This is a genomic window from Saccharomonospora xinjiangensis XJ-54 (assembly GCF_000258175.1).
In the GTDB taxonomy this organism is placed as follows: Bacteria; Actinomycetota; Actinomycetes; order Mycobacteriales; family Pseudonocardiaceae; genus Saccharomonospora; species Saccharomonospora xinjiangensis.
The window spans coordinates 3,313,475-3,330,601 of the sequence record NZ_JH636049.1 but is presented as its reverse complement, the minus strand read 5'-3'; the positions used below and the strand labels follow the sequence as shown (position 1 = coordinate 3,330,601).

Genomic DNA, 17,127 nt, shown 5'->3' with positions numbered 1-17,127 from the left:
CCCTGAACCGACCTCAGTCCCCGTACTTCTCGCGCTCGGAGGCTCGGCCCGCCGCTCCCCCTCGCCGCGCGGCCTCCTCCTCGCTCTCGTCCGCGCGCTGACCCAGCACCCACGCCCGCGACGGCTCCCTGAACAGCAGGACCACGACGGCGAGGCCGACGAGCATCACGGGCACCCCGAAACCCGGCTGGTCGGAAGGCCCCGTCGCGTACCAGCCGACCCCGATCACGACGAGATTCACCACGAGTGACGGCGAGCGCGCCCACGTCTTGCCGAGCAGGAGGGCCGCCGCGCAGACCAGCACTCCGGCGGCCAGCACCACGTAGTAGGCGATCTCGGCGGCGACGTTGCCTCCGGCCATGACCGGGTCGTCACCGGCGTTCACGGCGAGCAGCACGCCGAACACCAGCATCGCGAGGCCAGGAAGAGCCGTCAGTGCTCCGGCGAGGCGTACCTGACGCGGTGCGGGGGAGACGAGATCGCTGATCGGCACGAGGCTGCTGCCTTCCTTTAGGGGCTGGGCCCTGGGCGACACGCTGGACGTGACCCTGTGTGAACGCTTCCGATGGTATGCCACCCGGTCGGACGTTTTACCCCGGCGCCGCGGCGGGCAAAGATTCAAGTGTCGTCGATGAGCGGGCGGTCGTGCCCGGGGTGCACTCGTCACGGCGCTGTCGGAAACGACACGGCAAGATTTGGACGAGTCTCAAGGAGGCAGCAGGCGGAAGCGAACGGATGAGCGGGTCCTGCGGCTGCCGTGGGACACGAGTGACGAGATTCGCAGCGGAAGTTGGGCGCGAGGACGCCGCAAACGGCGTCCACTCGCCTACTCTGCGCCTAGTGCGTGCTGTTCTCATCGTCAACCCTCAGGCAACCGCCACAACACCGGCCGGTCGCGATGTGCTAGCGCACGCGCTGGCCAGCCAGGTCAAGCTCGACGTGGTCGAGACCGACTACCGAGGGCACGCCATGACGGTGGCACGTGCCGCCGCCTGCGACGACATCGATCTCGTCGTGGCACACGGTGGCGACGGCACGGTCAACGAGGTCGTGAACGGCCTGCTCGCGGTCACCGGCGGTCGGCCGGGCTCCCACAGCTCAGCCCCGATGCTGGGGGTCGTGCCAGGCGGGTCGGCGAACGTGTTCGCCCGTGCCCTCGGGCTGCCGCGAGACCCCGTCGAGGCCACCCACCACCTGCTGAACGCGCTCGAACAGGGCCGCAGCAGGCAGGTCGGGCTCGGCCGCGCCGACGGCCGATGGTTCACGTTCAACGCCGGGATGGGCTGGGACGCCGATGTCGTCGCGGCGGTGGATCAGCGGCGCGGAAAACGCACGAGCCCTTCGTTGTATCTCCGCACGGCCGTGCGCTGCTATCTGCGGCCTCCGCACGGACACCCGGAACTCACCGTGCAGGTGCCCGGCGAGGAACCGGCCACCGTGCGCACGGCGTTCGTCTCCAACACCGATCCATGGAGCTACCTCGGCCCGAGGCCGGTGCATCTCAACAACACCTGCTCGTTCGACACGGGACTCGGCCTCTTCGCGCTCACGCGGCTCGGTCTGCCCACGGTGTTGCGGCACACACGGCAGGCGTTGCGCAGGCGCGGCGAGCAGCGCGGACGGCGACTCGTCAGGCACGACGATCTCTCGATAGTCGGCATCACCGCGCCGTCGCCGGTAAACTTGCAGGTTGACGGAGATCTGGTGGGTCAGCGCACTCACGTGGAGTTCGTCAGTGTGCCCCGAGCGCTCACGGTTGCGGTGTGAGTCACCGTGGTCGGCGAGCAACAGCAACGTGATCGCCTGCGGCAAAGTCCGCGCTGCCACTCGGCGACGGGAACGGTCCGCTCACCGCACCATTTTTCCGTCACCTCCCCGGCGAATGGACAAAGTCGCAGGTCAGAGACGTCGCTAAGCCGGGTGAGCTGACTCACCGATCGCCGCGAAACACTTGTCGAACCCCAGGGTTCGTGAAAGCATTCACAAGCACCCCAAAAAACGACCGCCATGACGACTGTGGCGCGGAGCACCGCGCCCGAATAAGGAGCTCGAAGAAATGGACTGGCGCCACCGCGCGGCCTGCCGAGACGAGGACCCCGAACTGTTCTTCCCCGTGGGCACCAGCGGTCCCGCTCTGTCTCAGATCACCGCGGCGAAGGCCGTGTGCCACCGCTGCACCGTCGCCTCCGACTGCCTGGCCTGGGCTCTGGCCAGCGGCCAGGACGCGGGTGTCTGGGGCGGTATGAGCGAGGACGAGCGGCGTGCGCTCAAGCGTCGTCGCGCGCAGATCGGCACGCGCAGCAGCTTCTGAGCGAGAACCGCGTTTTCCTTTTGCCAGGCGAGGGCAAAAGGTTTGAGGGCCGGCATCCTTTTCGGGTGCCGGCCCTCAAGCGCGCCCGATCACTTCCCGGCAACGGTTTACGACGCATCTACCGCGCGGGTGTCGAACGCGCACTCGAAGGCCGAACGCAAATGCGCACGTTCGTCACGATCGTCTGCTGAGCGGAATACGCACAGCCGCTTCCGTTCCGGTCGGTTTGGTCCCGCCGCCGGTCTCCGGTTCCGCACCGGCCGTGGTGTCGTCCTCACGCATTCCGCGCAAGGAAAGGGACCCGCGCAGTTCCGACTCCACCAGGGTTCGCGCGATCTGGAGCCCGAGACCGTCGGCCCGTTCCAGTGAGAACCCGGAGGGCAGCCCCTTGCCGTCGTCGCGGACGAGGACGTCCAACCAGCGCGCGGACCGTTCCACCACGATGTCCACACGTCCCTGACGCCCACCGGAGAAGGCGTGCCCCACCGCGTTCTGCACGAGTTCGGCGACCACCATCACGAGCGGTGTCGCGATCTCGGCCGCCACGATCCCGAACGAGCCCGTCCTCGACAATCTGACGTGCGATTCGGCCGTTGCCACTTCCCCCACCATCGGCAGGACCTTGTCGAAGAGGTTGTCGAGGTCCACGCGCTCGTCAACCGACATCGACAGTGCCTCGTGGACCATCGCGATGGACGACACGCGCCGGACGGACTCGGCGAGAGCCTGCTTCGCCTCCTGGGACGGCGTGCGCCGGGACTGCAACCGCAGTAGCGCGGCGACAGTCTGGAGGTTGTTCTTGACCCTGTGGTGAATCTCCCGGATCGTGGCGTCCTTCGACAGCAACGCCCGATCACGCCGCTTCACCTCGGTGACGTCCCGAACCAGCACGAGCGCACCGGCCGCACGGCCCGCAGGGCGCAACGGGAGCGCTCTGAAGAGCACCACAGCGCCGCGTCGTGACTCGACCTCGGCGCGAGTGCCGGGCTTGCCGTCGATCGCGTCGAGGATGCGGTGCGCGACGTCGGTCGCGTCGAAGGGATCCTTCACCAGCGAGCGGGTCAGCGGAACGAGCCGGGTACCGATCAGGTCGGATTCGTAGCCCATGCGGTGGTAGGCGGACTGGCCGTTGGGACTCGCGAACACGACGGTGCCGCCCTGATCGACGCGCACGAGGCCGTCCCCGACCCTCGGGCTCGTATGGACGTCGGTTCCCGCCTCGGAACTGGGGAACGTACCGTCGGCGATCATTTGGCAAAGATCGGCCGCACTGCCGAGGTAGGCGATCTCCAACGGGCTCGGCACCCTCGGCGTCGCGAGGTTGGTCTCCCGCGACAGCACCGCGATGACGGAGCCGCCGAGGCGCACCGGGATAGCTTCCCTGCGCATCGGCAGGTCTCGGTACCAGTGCGGCTCCTCCTCGCGGCAGATCCGTCCCTCTCGGATCGCCCTGCGCAACTGCGGGTGTTCCTCCGTGGTGAACCGGGCACCGACCACGTCCTCAGGGTGGGCCGTCGGCGCCGTGGTCGGCCGCACCTGGGAGACGCACACGTACTCGTCGGTGCCGTCGGCGACAGGGACCCACATGAGGAAGTCGGAGAACGACAGATCGGCGACGAGTTGCCACTCGGCGACCACGAGTTGCAGATGGTCAACGGACTCGCCGGGAAGCCCCGTGTGGTCGGCGAGCAGCTCAGCAAGCGTGGACATGCCTCTCCCGGATCGACGGCGGCGAAGGGGGCGGCAACGTGAAAGACACCCCTCATGACACACTAAACGCGACGTCTTCAGGCAAGGAGTGAGAATGTCGAAGCGAGCACGCAAGCGGCGCGACCGTAAGAAGAACAAGGCCAACCACGGCAAGAAGCCGAACGCCTGAGTGCGCGTCGCCCGGCGCGTGACACGTGGGCGAACTCACGTGCTTCCGGCGCCGGGCGCGCAATCGGCCTCACCCCGCGATCGGCGCCACCGTCGCGGCTGTGAGTGCCACGAGGTCGTCGGGTGCGAGCTCGATCTCCAGTCCCCTGCGCCCTCCCGAGCAGAACACGGTGTCGAACCGCCTCACTGACGCATCGACGACAACGGGAAGCCGGGTTCGCTGCCCCAGCGGTGAGATCCCGCCCAGTACGTAGCCGGTAGCTCGTTGCGCGGCTTCGACGTCGGCCATCCTCGCTCTCTTCCCACCCACCGCCGCGGCGAGGGCTTTGAGATTCAGCTGTCCGGTGACGGGCACCACGCCGACTGTGAGCTTGCCATCGACCTCGGCCACCAACGTTTTGAACACTCGCTCCTCGGCAACTCCGAGAGCGGCCACCGCTTCGAGACCGTACGACGACTCCCTCGGGTCGTGTTCGTACGAATGGACGGTGTGCGCAACCTTACGTCTGGTCAACAGAGCGGTCGCGGGGGTTCCCTTTCCTGCCACGACGCCGGATGGTAGCCGGGAATATCTCGCGCGGCCCACACGTTGACGGTGACGTGCCGACAACGCTGACCACGCCATCGAACCGCCCTCGGGTGTTCACCGCGAACCTGAGCGGGACCCGGCCGGTTCGGCACACAACGCGCCGTCACGTCGGCGCCGATTCGGAAGGGAACGGTTTGCCGAGCACCCAGAGCCCTGTCGTCCCATCGGCTGCGCAGTCGGCGGAGTCGGGTTCGGACGCTGAGCGCGCGCTCGCCGAGCGTTTCGAACGTGAGGCCATGCCGCTGGTTGACCAGCTCTATTCGGCCGCGATGCGGATGACGAGGAACCCCGCCGATGCGGAGGATCTCGTCCAGGAGACGTACCTCAAGGCTTACTCCGCGTTCTCGTCGTTCAAGCAGGGCACGAACCTGAAGGCGTGGATGTACCGCATCCTGACCAACACCTACATCAACGGCTACCGGAAGCGGCAGCGGCAGCCGATCCAGCAGCCGACCGAGGAGATCACCGACTGGCAGCTCGCTCAGGCGGAGAGTCACACCTCGACGGGCCTCCGGTCGGCCGAGGTCGAGGCGATGGACAAGCTGCCCGACACCGACGTGAAGGCCGCGTTGCAGCAGCTACCTGAGGATTTCCGGCTCGCCGTTTACCTTGCCGACGTCGAAGGCTTCGCGTACAAAGAGATCGCCGAGATCATGAACACCCCCATCGGCACGGTGATGTCGCGCCTGCACCGTGGCCGTGGCCAGCTGCGGAACCTGCTCGCCGATGTCGCCAGGGAACGGGGTTTCATCCGCTCAGGTCAGCGGGAGGTGGCACGTCGATGACCGTCCGCGACGAATCGCACCACTTCGAGCAGGTTGACTGCGACGAGGCTTTGGCGGAGATCTATCTGCTGCTCGACAAGGAGTGCACTCCCGAGCGCGACGCGGAACTGCGGCGGCACATCGAGGAGTGCCCTCCGTGTCTTGAGGAGTACGGCATCGACGAGCAGATCAAGCAGCTGCTCGCCCGCAAATGCGGGGGCGAGCTCGCTCCAGCCGAGCTGAAGAGCAGACTCAAGGCGTCGATCCGCAACAGGGTCGCGGAGCGCTGCGGCTTCGTGGTGTCCGAGACCGAGATCGTGATCGAGCGGACCACTCGCACCACCGAACCGCCTTCGGCCCGTTAACGCGTGCTCCTCGCGGCGGGGTCATTCGACGAGGGGCCGAAGGACACGGGCCAGCCACTCCGACGCGGCGCGGGACACGGCGTCGAGGTCGGCTTTGAGGCTGTGGTCTCCAGGAACCGTGACGATCTCGTGGTGTGGTCCCGGCCTCGGCATGCCGAACGGATCCCGCTCTCCCTGGATGACCAGGGTGGGCACCGAAACGGCGTCGAGTTCGTGTTGCCTGCTCTTCTCCGGCCTGCCCGGAGGGTGCTCGGGAAAGGCAAGGCAGAGCACGGCCTCGGCCTGCCCGGCTTCGGCTGTGCGGCACGCCACTCTCGCGCCTGACGACCGCCCGCCGAACACGAGCGGCAACTCGTCGTACGTGGTGGCCGCCAGGTGCTCGGCCACGGCGAGCCAGGCCGCGTCGAGCTGCTTGGCCGACGCAGGGGCTCGCCGCCCTGCGACCCGGTAGGGCTGCTCGACGAGTGCCACGTGCACATCGGCGGCACGAGCGGCCCTCGCGACGGCGACGAGATCGGGTGCTTCGATGCCACCACCTGCCCCGTGGCCCAGTAGCAGCGCCGCGATCCCCTGGTCCGCGGAGTGCAGTGACACCCTCGCGGGCCCGTGAGGCGTCTCGATCTCGGTGGTCGTCATCGCGGATTCGGCAGGTCGAACAGCGCCGTGTCGAGGTTCACCGGCTCGGGTTCGACGCGCTCGACGAGTTCGGGTCCGTTGTTGCGGACGCTGTTGACCTTGGTCGAGACCGGGCGAAGTTCCAACTCGTCCAGCCAATCGCGGTCGGCGGGTGTGAGGAGGCCGGTGGCATCGGTCCTGTTCGGGTCGAGCCAGTCCGCCCAGCGTTGGCTCGGCAGCACCAGCGGCATCCGGTGGTGAATGTCGGCGAGCCGTCCCACCGCGTCCGTGGTCAGCACAGAGAACGTGATCAAGGGCCGGGCTTCGGGGTCGGCGTTCGGATCACGCCACGTCTCCCACAGCCCGGCGAACGCGAGTGACGAGGAGTCCCTTGTCGTCACGTAGTACGGCTCCTTGGCCGCCTTGCGGCCCTCTCCGGGGTCGGTCGCCTTCCACTCGAACCACCCGTCGGCAGGAACGAGGCAACGCCTGCGCGAGAGCGCCTTGCGGAACGCGGGCTTCTCCTTCGCCGTCTCGGCCCGCGTATTGATCATGCGGTTGCCCACGGAGGGGTCCTTCGCCCAGAACGGCACGAGTCCCCAGCGCATCACCCTGAGGCTGCGCACGGCGGGTTCGTCCTCCAGCACCGCGCCGTCGGCGTCCCTCGGGTGGCGTTCGACGACGGTGACGACCTCCTTGGTGGGTGCGACGTTGTAGTCGGCCCTTGTCGCCTTGCCCTCGGTGCCGTCCAGCGCGTCGAACTCCCGCATCAACGTCGCGGGGTCCTTGGTGGCGGCGTACCGGCCACACATGTGTATCGGCCTCCCTCGGCTGTTCGCGCTGCCCGACCGCCATCGTGGCACGGTTGCCCGGCCGTGGCGAGCGCCGTGAGGGATCATGTTCACGACGGACGACGTTCACACGGGAAGTGGGTGGCAGCGGCTTGGCCCGAAGGGATTGGCGCAGGCTCGACGAGAGTGATGTCAGAGTGCGGCCGGGAAAGGGCTCGCGGCCACGCAGCAAGCGCCGCCCCGCACACACCGACGCCGTGCCTGCCATGGTGGTGTCTGTTGACAGGGGCCGTTGGCGCTGCGCGGTCGAGGCCGATCCCGGCAGTGTCGTCACCGCCATGCGTGCGAGAGAACTCGGCCGCACCCCCATCGTCGTCGGAGACCGGGTGCGGCTGGTCGGCGACGTCAGCGGCAGGCCTGACACGCTCGCGAGGATCGTGGGTGTCGAGGAACGCGACAGCGTGCTGAGGCGCACGGCCGACGACACAGACCCCTTCGAGCGTGTGGTCGTGGCCAATGCCGAGCAGTTGCTGATCGTCACGTCGCTGGCCGACCCCGCCCCGAGGACCGGGTTCATCGACCGCTGTCTCGTGGCGTGTTACACGGGCGGACTCCAGCCCGTGCTGTGTCTCACGAAGGCCGACCTCGCCACGCCGGACGGGCTCCTCGCTTCCTATGCGGACCTCGAAGTCCCCTTCGTGGTGACGCGGCACGACCGAGACGTTCCCGAGTTGATCGATGTCCTGCACGACCGCGTGTCGGCGCTGGTGGGCCATTCGGGCGTCGGCAAGTCCACGCTCGTCAACCGGGTGGTCCCCGAAGCCGGCCTCGCCACCGGAGAGGTCAGCGCGGTCGGCAAAGGACGCCACACCTCCGTCAGCGCGGTCGCGCTCCCCCTGCCCTGCGGAGGCTGGGTGATCGACACGCCGGGGTTGCGGTCGTTCGGACTCGCACACGTGACGCCGGACGAGGTGGTCGCCGCGTTCCCCGAATTCGCCGAGGCAGCTGAGGAATGCCCGTCCAACTGCGGTCACCTCGGCCCTCCTGACGACCCTGGCTGCGTGCTCGACGACGTCGTGACCTCGGGTGCGGCACGGCGATCGCGGCTGGTGTCACTGCGCCGCCTGCTGGCCTCTCGCGCAGGCACAGACAGCTAAAACACAGGTTTCGGCGAGGCTGTGTAAATCCTGTGAGTTCTGTATGGAACCCTGAGAGCCGTTCACCCGTCTGAGTGAATATCAACTCGGACCCGAATGTGAAGAGGGGAACCCCCATGCGCACCTCTGTCCTCGCTGCTGGCGGCGTCGCGCTGGCTCTGGCGCTCAGCGCCTGCGGTGGAGAAACCAGCGGCACCGGCCTGCCCGGCGGCAACGGCAGCGGCGACGCCGGCTCCACGCAGTTCTCGGACCTGTCCTCGCTGATCGCCTCGGCTCAGGAACAGACCAACAAGAGCCAGTCCTCCAAGTTCAGCATGGAGATGGAAGCCTCCGGCATGAAGATCCAGGCCGAAGGGCAGGGGCGCTACGCCGGTCAGGACACCGCGATGTCCATGACGATGGACATGCAGGGTATGTCCTTCGACGTCATCTTCGTTGACAACACGATGTACATGAAGATGCCGGAAGGCATGAACGCCGACCCCAGCAAGCCCTGGGTGAAGATGACGAGCGAAGACGCCGCAGCCATGGGCGGGCAGAGCTTCGACCAGATGACGGAGCAGAACGACCCGACCAAGGTTCTTGAGCAGCTCGAGCAGGCCGGTGGCGAGATCAAGAACACCAAGGAGACCGAGGTCAACGGTCAGCAGGCCACCCAGTACACCGTCGAAGTGGACCTCTCCAAGGCGGGCGCGCTGCTCGGCGACGAGAGCACGGCCGGCAGCATCCCCGAGGGCACGATCATTCCGGTCGAGCTGTACCTCAACGGTGACAACCTCCCCGTGCGCGTCGAGATGGACATGCAGTCGCTCGCCCAGGCAGGCGGCGCGAAGATCGTCATGAACTACAGCGACTGGGGCACGCCGGTTGACATCACGGCGCCCCCTGCCGACCAGGTCGGTGAGATGCCGTCGTACTGACAGGCCCGATCGCCACGCGAACACGTAGCGAAGAATGACGAACGCCCCCGGGGTCCTGCCCCGGGGGCGTTCTTCTGCTCGGGGTCCCCTCAGCCCATGTGCGGGTAGGTGATGTCAACCGGCGCGTCGAACGTCTCCTTGATGGAGCGAGGGCTCGTCCAGCGCAGGAGGTTGAACATCGAGCCTGCCTTGTCGTTGGTGCCCGAAGCGCGGGAACCACCGAAAGGCTGCTGGCTCACGATCGAGCCCGTCGGCTTGTCGTTGACGTAGAAGTTGCCCGCCGCGTGCCGCAGCGTGCGGTGCGCCTGCTGGACCGCGTGACGGTCGTCGGCGAACACCGCTCCCGTCAGCGCGTACGGCGCCGTGGTGTCCACGAGTTCGAGCACGCTCTCGTACTCGACATCCTCGTACACGGACACCGCGAGGATCGGCCCGAAGTACTCCGTGGAGAACACCTCGTGCCGGGGGTCGTCGGAGACCAGCACGGTCGGCTCGACGAACCAGCCGACGCTGTCGTCACAGCCACCGCCGACCAGCACCTCCAGGTGCGGGTCGTCCGGAACGCTCGACAGCAGAGCGCGGTGCTTGGCGAACGCCCTCTCGTTGATGACGGCCCCGCCGAAATTCGAGAAGTCCGTGATGTCGCCGTAGGACACGGTGCGCGTCAGGTCGGCCAACTGCTCACGGACACCACCGTCCCACAGCGACCTCGGCACGTAAGCCCGCGACGCGGCCGAGCACTTCTGCCCCTGGTACTCGAACGCGCCGCGAACGAGGGCGGCCACCAGTTTGTCCCGGTTCGCCGAAGGGTGGGCCACCACGAAGTCCTTGCCACCGGTCTCGCCGACGATGCGCGGGTAGCAGCCGTAGCTGTCGAGGTTGTCGGCGATCGTGCGCCACAACAACTTGAACGTCGCCGTGGAGCCGGTGAAGTGCAGCCCGGCGAACCCGGGGTCGGTCAGCGCGACCTCGCCGACGGCCCTGCCGTCGCCGGTCACCATGTTGATCACACCGGGTGGCAGACCTGCCTCCTCGAAGACCTGCATGGTGTAGTGGGCGGCGAGCTGCTGCGACGGCGTCGGCTTCCACACCACCGTGTTGCCCATGAGCGCGGGCGAACTCGGCAGGTTGCCCGCGATGGCCGTGAAGTTGAACGGCGTGATGGCGACGACGAAACCGTCGAGCGGCCGGTATTCCATGCGGTTCCACGCGCCCGGCACCGAGTTCGGTTGCTCGGCGAGAATGCGACGGGCGTAGGAGACGTTGAAGCGCAGGAAGTCGATCAGCTCGCAGGCGGCGTCGATCTCGGCCTGCTGCACCGACTTCGACTGGCCGAGCATGGTGGTGGCGTTCAACGTGTCGCGGTAGGGCCCCGCGATCAGATCGGCCGCGCGCAGGAACACCGCGGCACGCTCGTCAAACGGCAACTCACTCCACTCACGGGCGGCGCCCTTGGCCGCCGCGACCGCGTCGGCGACATCGGAATCGGTGGCCTGCGCGCTCACTCCGAGGACGTGACCGCGGTCGTGTGGCTGCACGACGTCGAACGCCTCACCACCTGCCATGCGGCGGCGGCCCCCGATCGTCTGGGTCAGCTCGTGCTTCGCGTTCTCCAGCTCGGTGAGCTTCGCCTTGAGCGACTCCCGTTCCTCGGTCCCCGGCGCGTAGGTGCGGACCGGCTCGTTCGCAGGCACGGGTACGGATGTCACAGCGTCCATGGTGTGTCTCGCCTTCCGTGTCGATCGACTCCGCCTCGTGAGCGGTACATCGATCCCATGCTTACATGAGTTCAAGAAGGAACGGCAGCTCCTGCGGCGCGTACCAGGCGAGGTCGTGGTCCTCCACGTCGCCGAGCGCCAACTCCGCGTCCTCGTCGCCGAGGTCCGCGTCGTCGATCACCGCTGCCGCCGCCAGCACGGCGTCCTCCGCCTCGGGGGCGTCCACATGCACGGCCGCGATCGCGTCCGACGGCACCGGGCCCGACAGCTTGACGACGGAGTCGTCGAGATCCGGCCGGAGTGTGACGTCGTCGATGTCCGCCGACACCACGACTCTCCTCGGCGGCTCCTTGTCCTCGTCCCCCGCACTCGCGTCGGTCGCGAGCAGTCGCAGCGACGCCCTTGCGGCATCGGTCAGCGCCGCGTACTCCAGTTCTTCCGTCGTGCCACTGGTGTAGGACTCCCGCAACGCAGGTGTCAAGGCGAAGGCCGTCCCTCCCACGGGCGCCAGTTCCCCCGCGTCGAGCAGTCGGCGCAGCATGCCGATGGTGGCAGGCACGTAAATCCTCACCAGTTCGTCCCTTTCAGTTCCTCGATCGCTTCGGTCACCGCGCCGGCGAGCACCGTGACGTCCGACAACGCCTTCCGGTCCCCGTTCAGTCCGAAGTAGACGCCGCCGTGGTAGGAGGTGACACCCACCGCCAGTGCCTGACCGCGCGACAGCGGCAGCACGGGGTAGATGCGCTCCAACGGTGCCTCACCCGCGTACAGGCGCTGCTGTGGGCCCGGCGAGTTGGCCACGGCGACGTTGAACAACCGGTCCGAGAGCGAACTCGCCGCCCGCGCGGCCAGCGAGTACATCGTCGCAGGCGCGAAACCACTCACCCGCACCATCGCTCGCGCCGCCACCGAACGCCGGGTCCGCACGTGTTCGGCCATCGCGTGGGCGATGTGCTGCAGGCGCAACCCTGGATGCGGCTCACCAACCGGAAGATCGACGAGGCAGGGATCGACCCTGTTGTCGAGGAGTCCCACGGAAGAGAAGCCGACGCTGTCCGGTGCGCGCACGGCGAGCGGGGCGAGCGCCCGCACCGTCTCCGTCTGTTCCAGCGACCTGCCCCGCGACAGCAACCACTGACGCAGAGCACCTGTGAACACGGCGAACACGACGTCGTTGATAGTGCCGCCGTGCCGTTCCCTGATCTCGCGCAGGTCCTCCAAATTCGCCGAGACCCCCGCGAACACCCGCCCTCCGCTCACCCGCGCGTTCAGCGGGCTGCGCGGAGCGGGCCGCACGAGGGAACGCACGGTGGTCGCCACGTCTCCCGCTGTGTCAAAGACGCGTTCCGCTGTGCTGGTGAGGTCCTGCGCCGCGCTGCGCACGTTGTCCACGACCTCGGCGGGGCGGCGGAGACTGTCGGTGACAGCGTCGAGGAGCAGCTTCGCGCGTCCCGGACGTGACGACGGCGCCCACTCCGGCCACGGCGGTCGCCCCACCTCCTCACCCTGTCCCTCAGGTTCCGTGGGTTCGGCGTCGAGGATGAGCTGCCCGATGTCGATGGTGGCTGTGCCGTCCACCATCGACTGATGAGTCTTGGTCACGAGCGCCACCCTGTCGTCGGCCAGCCCCTCGACGACGTACAGCTCCCACAACGGCCGATCGCGGTCGAGCGGACGCGCCAGCAGGCGAGCGACCAGCTCGAACAACTGGGCGTCGCTGCCCGGCGCGGGAAGAGCCGAACGGCGCACGTGGTACGTGAGGTCGAAGTCGGCGTCGTCAACCCACACCGGTCGCGCCAGATGCCCTGGCACGAACTCCACGTACTGCCGGTAACGCGGCAGATACGCGAGGCGACGGGACACCATGGCGAGTAGCCGCGCGTAGTCGAAACCGGATTCCGGTCGTCGCAGGATCGCGACGCTGCCCACATGCATGGGCACGAACGGCTCCTCCACGTAGAGGAAGGATGCGTCCAGCGCGGACAGACGGTCGGCCATGACGCGATCCTGACAGAATCGGCGCCCGAACGCCTTGAATGCCGCTCGCCGCGCCGACGGCCCGTGGTGGGAGACTGGCCCGGTGGGTGACAAGCAGGCGACGTCGCCGAAGGACCGCTTCCTGACCGTCTACGGTCGCAAACCCGTTCTCGAGGTTCTGGGCGACCCGGCTCTCGATATCGACAAGGTGATCGTTGCCGACACCGCTCACGGACCCGCCGTGGACGACATCCGCCGCGCCGCACGGGCACGGGCGGTGCCGGTGCGAAGCGCGAGCGCCCACAGGGTGAAGGTCCTCGCAGGCAACGGCAAGCAGGACCAGGGCGTGCTGGCCGACGTCGTCGCTCCCCGCATGCGGCCGCTGTCGGACGCGCTCAAGGGCACACCGCCGTCGCCGCTGATCGTCCTCGACGGCATCACGACCCCGGCGAACGTGGGCATGATCCTGCGGAGCGCGACCGCGGCGGGGGTCGCCGGTGTCGTGGTGCCCCGCCGTGGTGTGGCGGCACTCGACCCGCTTGTGGTGAAGGCGTCGGCCGGTGTGGCGTTCCGCGCACCCGTGCTGCGGTGCGCGTCGGCAGGGGAAGCCGCCGAGTCACTCACCGAGGCCGGCTACACCGTGTACGCACTGGGTGCCCGGCCAGGGGCCACCGCCACCACGCTCTTCGACGTCCCGCTGCCGTCGCGGGTCGCGTTCGTGCTCGGCGGGGAAACACACGGCGTGAGTGAGGCCGTGGCAAACCTCGCGGCAGGCTGGGTGTCCATTCCCATGCCGGGTGATGTGGAGTCGCTCAACGTGTCCGCGGCCGCTGCCGTGGTCTGCTTCGAGCTGGTTCGCCGAAGCCGGTGTCTCTCATCCGCTCTGGGTCACGACCAGCTGGCCCCGTAACGACTCCAGCGTGGCCGCCACGACGGCGGGACTGGCGGGCTGAACGCAGAACTCCTCCTCGTCCCCGACCCGCACGCGATAGTTCACGTACCGGCCCCAGTCGGTATCGACGACGTGCAACGGCGTCCGCAGGCCGCGGCGGCGCCCGCCCGGGTCGCGGTCCGCGACATACAGCTCGCCCCCTCCGGCCACGGGCCGTTGCATGACCTTGGAGATCTCCGCGATCACCCTGGCCACGGATCTGTCCCGATGGGTCTGTGTGAGCCCTTCCCGCAGGTCGGGAACGCGCACCACCCAGCGGGAGCCGCCGCCAGGCACCACGTCCGGCAGCACGCCGGCGAGTGCCGAGGGCAGCTCGGTGTGGTCGATGGCGGTGAGGGTGACCCGATCACCCCGCCGCACGGCGAGCACACCGAGCATCCCGCGCGATGCGGCCAGCGCACTCCACGTGGCGTCGTCCTGAGACAGCCAGCCGAAGTACTCCAGCGACGCGCCCGTGAGCACCGGAAGCAGGTCGCGGAAATCCGGGTCGAGTCGTCCGCGCCGATCGACGAGCCCGGCGGCGGCGAGCTCGCCGTCCAGCGCCGACCGGGCCGAGTCCAGCTCCTCGCGCGGAATCCACATCGGCTCGGGTTGCAGGGACAGGTGAAGCGCGCCGAGACCTTCGCGTTCGGCTGCCCCCGCAAGTGCTCCGACGGAAAGCTCCAGGTGGGTCACGCTCACTGCCCGATCACCGGTGGCGCCGTCTTGCCGAGATCACCGATGAACGCCTCGTCGGGATCGTTCTCCTGGAGGTAGGAGGCGCGCTGGTGTTCCTTGTCCTCGTCGCCTTGGCCACGGCCGCCTGCTGCGCCCATCGGGGCCATGCCCGCGCCTCGCGTGCCTGCGCTGCCCGAGGAACCCGCCGATGCTGCGCCCAGGGGAGTGCCGCCCATGCCGGGACCGCCGCCGGTACCGCGGGGAGCGCCGAGAGAGCCGCCCTTCGCGGGCGTTTCGCCGAGCCGCGCGGCCGCGCCGCCCGAGGCGGGTGCCGCACCACCGGCGGGACGCGGCCCGTAGAGGCGGGAACCGGCGCGCTCGCCGACGCCGCCACGGCCGGGACCGGTCGCGGGGCGAGGCCCCGTCGATCGGCCGGTGTTGCGCCTGGTGTCTCCGGTGGGTGGCGTGCCGACGGGACCTGCGCCGCCGATGGGAGCGGGAGCGGGCAAGCCCGGGGTCTGGGGTGTGGGTCCGACCGGCGAGGTGGCGCCGGGAAGGCGTGTGCCGGAGCCCGCGGGCCCGACCGGCCCCGAACCGCCGGGGAACTGCGTGCCGCTCATGACGGGTCCCCCGCCGGAGGTCACGGCGGGCCCGGATGTCGCAGACGTCCCGCCGCGCACCTCGGGCACGGCTGAGGTTCCGGTGCTGACGGAACTGGGCGCGGTGCCGCTGTCGATGGTGACAGCCGCCCCCGTTGAGGACAGGGTCGTGTAGTTGCGGGGGAAGTCCTGGTTCGACGTCGTCGCCGCCTCATAGCTGCTCATGACCTCGACGTTGCGCGACGACACGGCGATGTGCTGGCCGAGTTTCTGCCAGTAGTTCTCCGAGGCGTCGCCGAAACTGGTGATGTTGTCCCACGCGCTCGGCTTCTCCGGCAGGGGCGGGACGGGCTCGACAGAGTTCGCGGCCTGATGCCACGCCTGCGCCTGGCCGGTCACCGAACCGAACGTGCCCTCCATATTCACAGCCGAGTCCTCGAGCGCGGTCGCCAACGGCCCAGCCCCTGACGAGGCCGCAGACCCCGCATCCCCGGTCCAGGCCCCCTCCATGCGCTCCTGAACCTTCTTGATCGCCTGAGCCCGCTCGGCGTAACTACGCCGAAGCTGAATCAGAACGTCGGCGAAGTTCTCGAGAGCACCCGTACCGGACCCTTCCTTGAAATTCGTGAATATCTCGGGTCCAGACATTCCGCTCATGCTTGTTCACCTCACTCTTCTCGACGATGGAAAGCGATGGAGAAAGTCACGCCCGGAGGACGAAATCGACATTCAGCTACCCTTCCGCAGGTTAGCGATCACATCAGCCGCAATCTCGTCCGCCACGTCGCACGCCTGCTGGTCACCACTGGAGAAACCGATCGCTGCGACCGAGAAGGTCATATCATCAGCGATCCCAACCGCAAGGTCACAGTCACCTTCCGTTCGCGCATCCCTGACACCGAAGTACACGGCAGGGTAGGCAGAAACGGAAGACTCTTCCCACAGCTTGAAGCGACCCTGCTCCCGCAAGAGTTCAAGGGCCCGAAGACCTCCCGCGCCACGGCGGGCGTTTTCCGATGCAATGCCGATTCCGATGCTTCCCTCACCTTCGATCTTCCAGCTACATGAAGGGCCAACACCTGCAGCAACCTCGTCATCCTTCGGCAGCCGAGGATTGCTCTTGTCCGGAGAGGTTCCTAGCTTGCCAAGTAGTTGCGAAGACACGAGATCACAGGGCCTGGAGAGGTAGGGAGATATCTCCAACGGTTCGCTTACTCGACGCTGCGGATGGTTACTCGAAGATACGACGATTGATTTATTTTCGGTGGACCGAGCGAAACCATCATCGGATGCCGAGCAGGAGATAGCTAAGATCACCACAAGCACCATAGGAACAATCCGCTTGACAAGATCACGCATTCGACGCCCCTTGCTCAAATGATCCGGCACTATCGCCATCCGAAGAAACGATCGAGCTCGTCGCTCTCTCAAGCCTTTCAATGAAACCCAGAACATAGTCGCGCATCGACTTGTTCGACTGTTCGAGTGCCAAAAATCCGTCATTCAGAGAGTTCATAAAGGTACTGCTCGGGTGGTCGTTGGAAGGCGGGTAGAAGAATTGCTGAGACGAAGAGAAGATCTGCCGATCCTCCTCGAGTTCTTCCGCCAGTGCCTTCCAATCCTTGATCACGGCGTCGATCTCGTCCTCGTCAAAGGACCACGAACCACCGCCACCCGCCGCGTCAGCCATACGCGCAGCCACCGACGCACCCGCCACAGCCGCACCCGCAGGACCACCCAGCACCGCACCCACCGCAGCAGTCGCACTCACACCATTCGCAGCCTCATCCGCCAGCGCATCAAACCACGACTCAGCCATCAACACCCCCACCCA

The 17,127-nt window shown here is 67.6% G+C and carries 20 protein-coding genes; 8 read left to right on the top strand and 12 right to left on the bottom strand.

Annotated elements, in window-relative coordinates; genetic code table 11:
- Positions 1–13: 13 nt before the first annotated feature.
- A complete protein-coding gene (locus tag SACXIDRAFT_RS15100; RefSeq protein ID WP_085978662.1) occupies positions 14–493 on the bottom strand; it encodes a hypothetical protein in 480 nt (159 codons plus the stop codon).
- 347 nt (positions 494–840) lie between these two features.
- Between SACXIDRAFT_RS15100 and SACXIDRAFT_RS15095 the strand changes: the two genes are divergently transcribed.
- Both SACXIDRAFT_RS15095 and SACXIDRAFT_RS15090 read left to right on the top strand, forming a co-directional pair.
- A complete protein-coding gene (locus SACXIDRAFT_RS15095) occupies positions 841–1,767 on the top strand; it encodes a diacylglycerol/lipid kinase family protein (RefSeq protein ID WP_040922205.1) in 927 nt (308 codons plus the stop codon).
- 289 nt (positions 1,768–2,056) lie between these two features.
- Positions 2,057–2,311 carry a WhiB family transcriptional regulator gene (locus SACXIDRAFT_RS15090; protein WP_005440673.1) on the top strand — a complete coding sequence of 85 codons (255 nt, stop codon included), beginning with the start codon at positions 2,057–2,059 and terminating at the stop codon, positions 2,309–2,311.
- Between the two features lie 174 nt (positions 2,312–2,485).
- Here the strand turns inward: SACXIDRAFT_RS15090 and SACXIDRAFT_RS15085 are convergent, their stop codons facing one another.
- The gene (locus tag SACXIDRAFT_RS15085) at positions 2,486–4,021 is read right to left on the bottom strand and encodes a sensor histidine kinase (RefSeq protein ID WP_006239449.1); all 1,536 of its coding nucleotides are present in this window, start codon (positions 4,019–4,021) and stop codon (positions 2,486–2,488) included.
- 94 nt (positions 4,022–4,115) lie between these two features.
- Between SACXIDRAFT_RS15085 and SACXIDRAFT_RS23830 the strand changes: the two genes are divergently transcribed.
- Positions 4,116–4,190 carry a 50S ribosomal protein bL37 gene (locus SACXIDRAFT_RS23830; RefSeq protein ID WP_006239448.1) on the top strand — a complete coding sequence of 25 codons (75 nt, stop codon included), beginning with the start codon at positions 4,116–4,118 and terminating at the stop codon, positions 4,188–4,190.
- A gap of 69 nt (positions 4,191–4,259) precedes the next feature.
- On the opposite strand, the gene ybaK is transcribed toward SACXIDRAFT_RS23830, so the two are convergent.
- Positions 4,260–4,736 carry a Cys-tRNA(Pro) deacylase gene (ybaK, locus tag SACXIDRAFT_RS15080; protein WP_006239447.1) on the bottom strand — a complete coding sequence of 159 codons (477 nt, stop codon included), beginning with the start codon at positions 4,734–4,736 and terminating at the stop codon, positions 4,260–4,262.
- 176 nt (positions 4,737–4,912) lie between these two features.
- Here ybaK and SACXIDRAFT_RS15075 point away from each other — a divergent pair, with 176 nt between their 5' ends.
- Both SACXIDRAFT_RS15075 and rsrA read left to right on the top strand, forming a co-directional pair.
- The gene (locus tag SACXIDRAFT_RS15075) at positions 4,913–5,563 is read left to right on the top strand and encodes a sigma-70 family RNA polymerase sigma factor (protein ID WP_040922695.1); all 651 of its coding nucleotides are present in this window, start codon (positions 4,913–4,915) and stop codon (positions 5,561–5,563) included.
- Entirely contained in the window at positions 5,560–5,907 is a 348-nt protein-coding gene (gene rsrA / locus SACXIDRAFT_RS15070; protein WP_006239445.1) for a mycothiol system anti-sigma-R factor, read from the top strand. Before SACXIDRAFT_RS15075 ends, rsrA begins: the two co-directional genes overlap by 4 nt.
- A gap of 21 nt (positions 5,908–5,928) precedes the next feature.
- On the opposite strand, the gene SACXIDRAFT_RS15065 is transcribed toward rsrA, so the two are convergent.
- Positions 5,929–6,543, bottom strand: a complete 615-nt coding sequence (locus SACXIDRAFT_RS15065; protein ID WP_006239444.1) for an alpha/beta hydrolase family protein — start codon at positions 6,541–6,543, stop codon at positions 5,929–5,931.
- Complete coding sequence (locus tag SACXIDRAFT_RS15060; protein WP_006239443.1) at positions 6,540–7,334, bottom strand: SOS response-associated peptidase; 795 nt, start codon at positions 7,332–7,334, stop codon at positions 6,540–6,542. Before SACXIDRAFT_RS15060 ends, SACXIDRAFT_RS15065 begins: the two co-directional genes overlap by 4 nt.
- A gap of 131 nt (positions 7,335–7,465) precedes the next feature.
- Between SACXIDRAFT_RS15060 and rsgA the strand changes: the two genes are divergently transcribed.
- Positions 7,466–8,470, top strand: coding sequence for a ribosome small subunit-dependent GTPase A (gene rsgA / locus SACXIDRAFT_RS15055; protein ID WP_006239442.1), 1,005 nt, complete (start codon positions 7,466–7,468; stop codon positions 8,468–8,470).
- Positions 8,471–8,586: 116 nt separating this feature from the next.
- The gene (locus SACXIDRAFT_RS15050; protein ID WP_006239441.1) at positions 8,587–9,390 is read left to right on the top strand and encodes an SCO4651 family lipoprotein; all 804 of its coding nucleotides are present in this window, start codon (positions 8,587–8,589) and stop codon (positions 9,388–9,390) included.
- An 89-nt stretch (positions 9,391–9,479) separates the two neighbouring features.
- On the opposite strand, the gene pruA is transcribed toward SACXIDRAFT_RS15050, so the two are convergent.
- The 3 genes from pruA to SACXIDRAFT_RS15035 form a co-directional block, all read right to left on the bottom strand.
- Positions 9,480–11,108, bottom strand: a complete 1,629-nt coding sequence (gene pruA / locus SACXIDRAFT_RS15045; RefSeq protein ID WP_006239440.1) for an L-glutamate gamma-semialdehyde dehydrogenase — start codon at positions 11,106–11,108, stop codon at positions 9,480–9,482.
- Between the two features lie 61 nt (positions 11,109–11,169).
- Complete coding sequence (locus SACXIDRAFT_RS15040; protein ID WP_198284322.1) at positions 11,170–11,679, bottom strand: DUF6912 family protein; 510 nt, start codon at positions 11,677–11,679, stop codon at positions 11,170–11,172.
- The gene (locus tag SACXIDRAFT_RS15035; protein WP_006239438.1) at positions 11,676–13,106 is read right to left on the bottom strand and encodes a WS/DGAT/MGAT family O-acyltransferase; all 1,431 of its coding nucleotides are present in this window, start codon (positions 13,104–13,106) and stop codon (positions 11,676–11,678) included. The genes SACXIDRAFT_RS15040 and SACXIDRAFT_RS15035 overlap by 4 nt, the downstream gene beginning before the upstream one ends.
- 82 nt (positions 13,107–13,188) lie before the next feature.
- Here SACXIDRAFT_RS15035 and SACXIDRAFT_RS15030 point away from each other — a divergent pair, with 82 nt between their 5' ends.
- Entirely contained in the window at positions 13,189–13,995 is an 807-nt protein-coding gene (locus SACXIDRAFT_RS15030; RefSeq protein WP_006239437.1) for a TrmH family RNA methyltransferase, read from the top strand.
- On the opposite strand, the gene SACXIDRAFT_RS15025 is transcribed toward SACXIDRAFT_RS15030, so the two are convergent.
- The 4 genes from SACXIDRAFT_RS15025 to SACXIDRAFT_RS15010 all read right to left on the bottom strand — a co-directional run bounded on the left by SACXIDRAFT_RS15025 (position 13,960) and on the right by SACXIDRAFT_RS15010 (position 17,112).
- On the bottom strand, positions 13,960–14,718 hold the full coding sequence (locus SACXIDRAFT_RS15025; protein WP_006239436.1) for an ESX secretion-associated protein EspG: 759 nt from the start codon (positions 14,716–14,718) through the stop codon (positions 13,960–13,962). The genes SACXIDRAFT_RS15030 and SACXIDRAFT_RS15025 overlap by 36 nt on opposite strands.
- A complete protein-coding gene (locus SACXIDRAFT_RS15020) occupies positions 14,715–15,950 on the bottom strand; it encodes a hypothetical protein (protein WP_006239435.1) in 1,236 nt (411 codons plus the stop codon). Before SACXIDRAFT_RS15020 ends, SACXIDRAFT_RS15025 begins: the two co-directional genes overlap by 4 nt.
- A 72-nt stretch (positions 15,951–16,022) precedes the next feature.
- Entirely contained in the window at positions 16,023–16,652 is a 630-nt protein-coding gene (locus SACXIDRAFT_RS15015; RefSeq protein WP_040922204.1) for a DUF3558 domain-containing protein, read from the bottom strand.
- Positions 16,645–17,112, bottom strand: a complete 468-nt coding sequence (locus SACXIDRAFT_RS15010; protein WP_006239434.1) for a hypothetical protein — start codon at positions 17,110–17,112, stop codon at positions 16,645–16,647. Before SACXIDRAFT_RS15010 ends, SACXIDRAFT_RS15015 begins: the two co-directional genes overlap by 8 nt.
- Between the last annotated feature and the right edge of the window lie 15 nt (positions 17,113–17,127).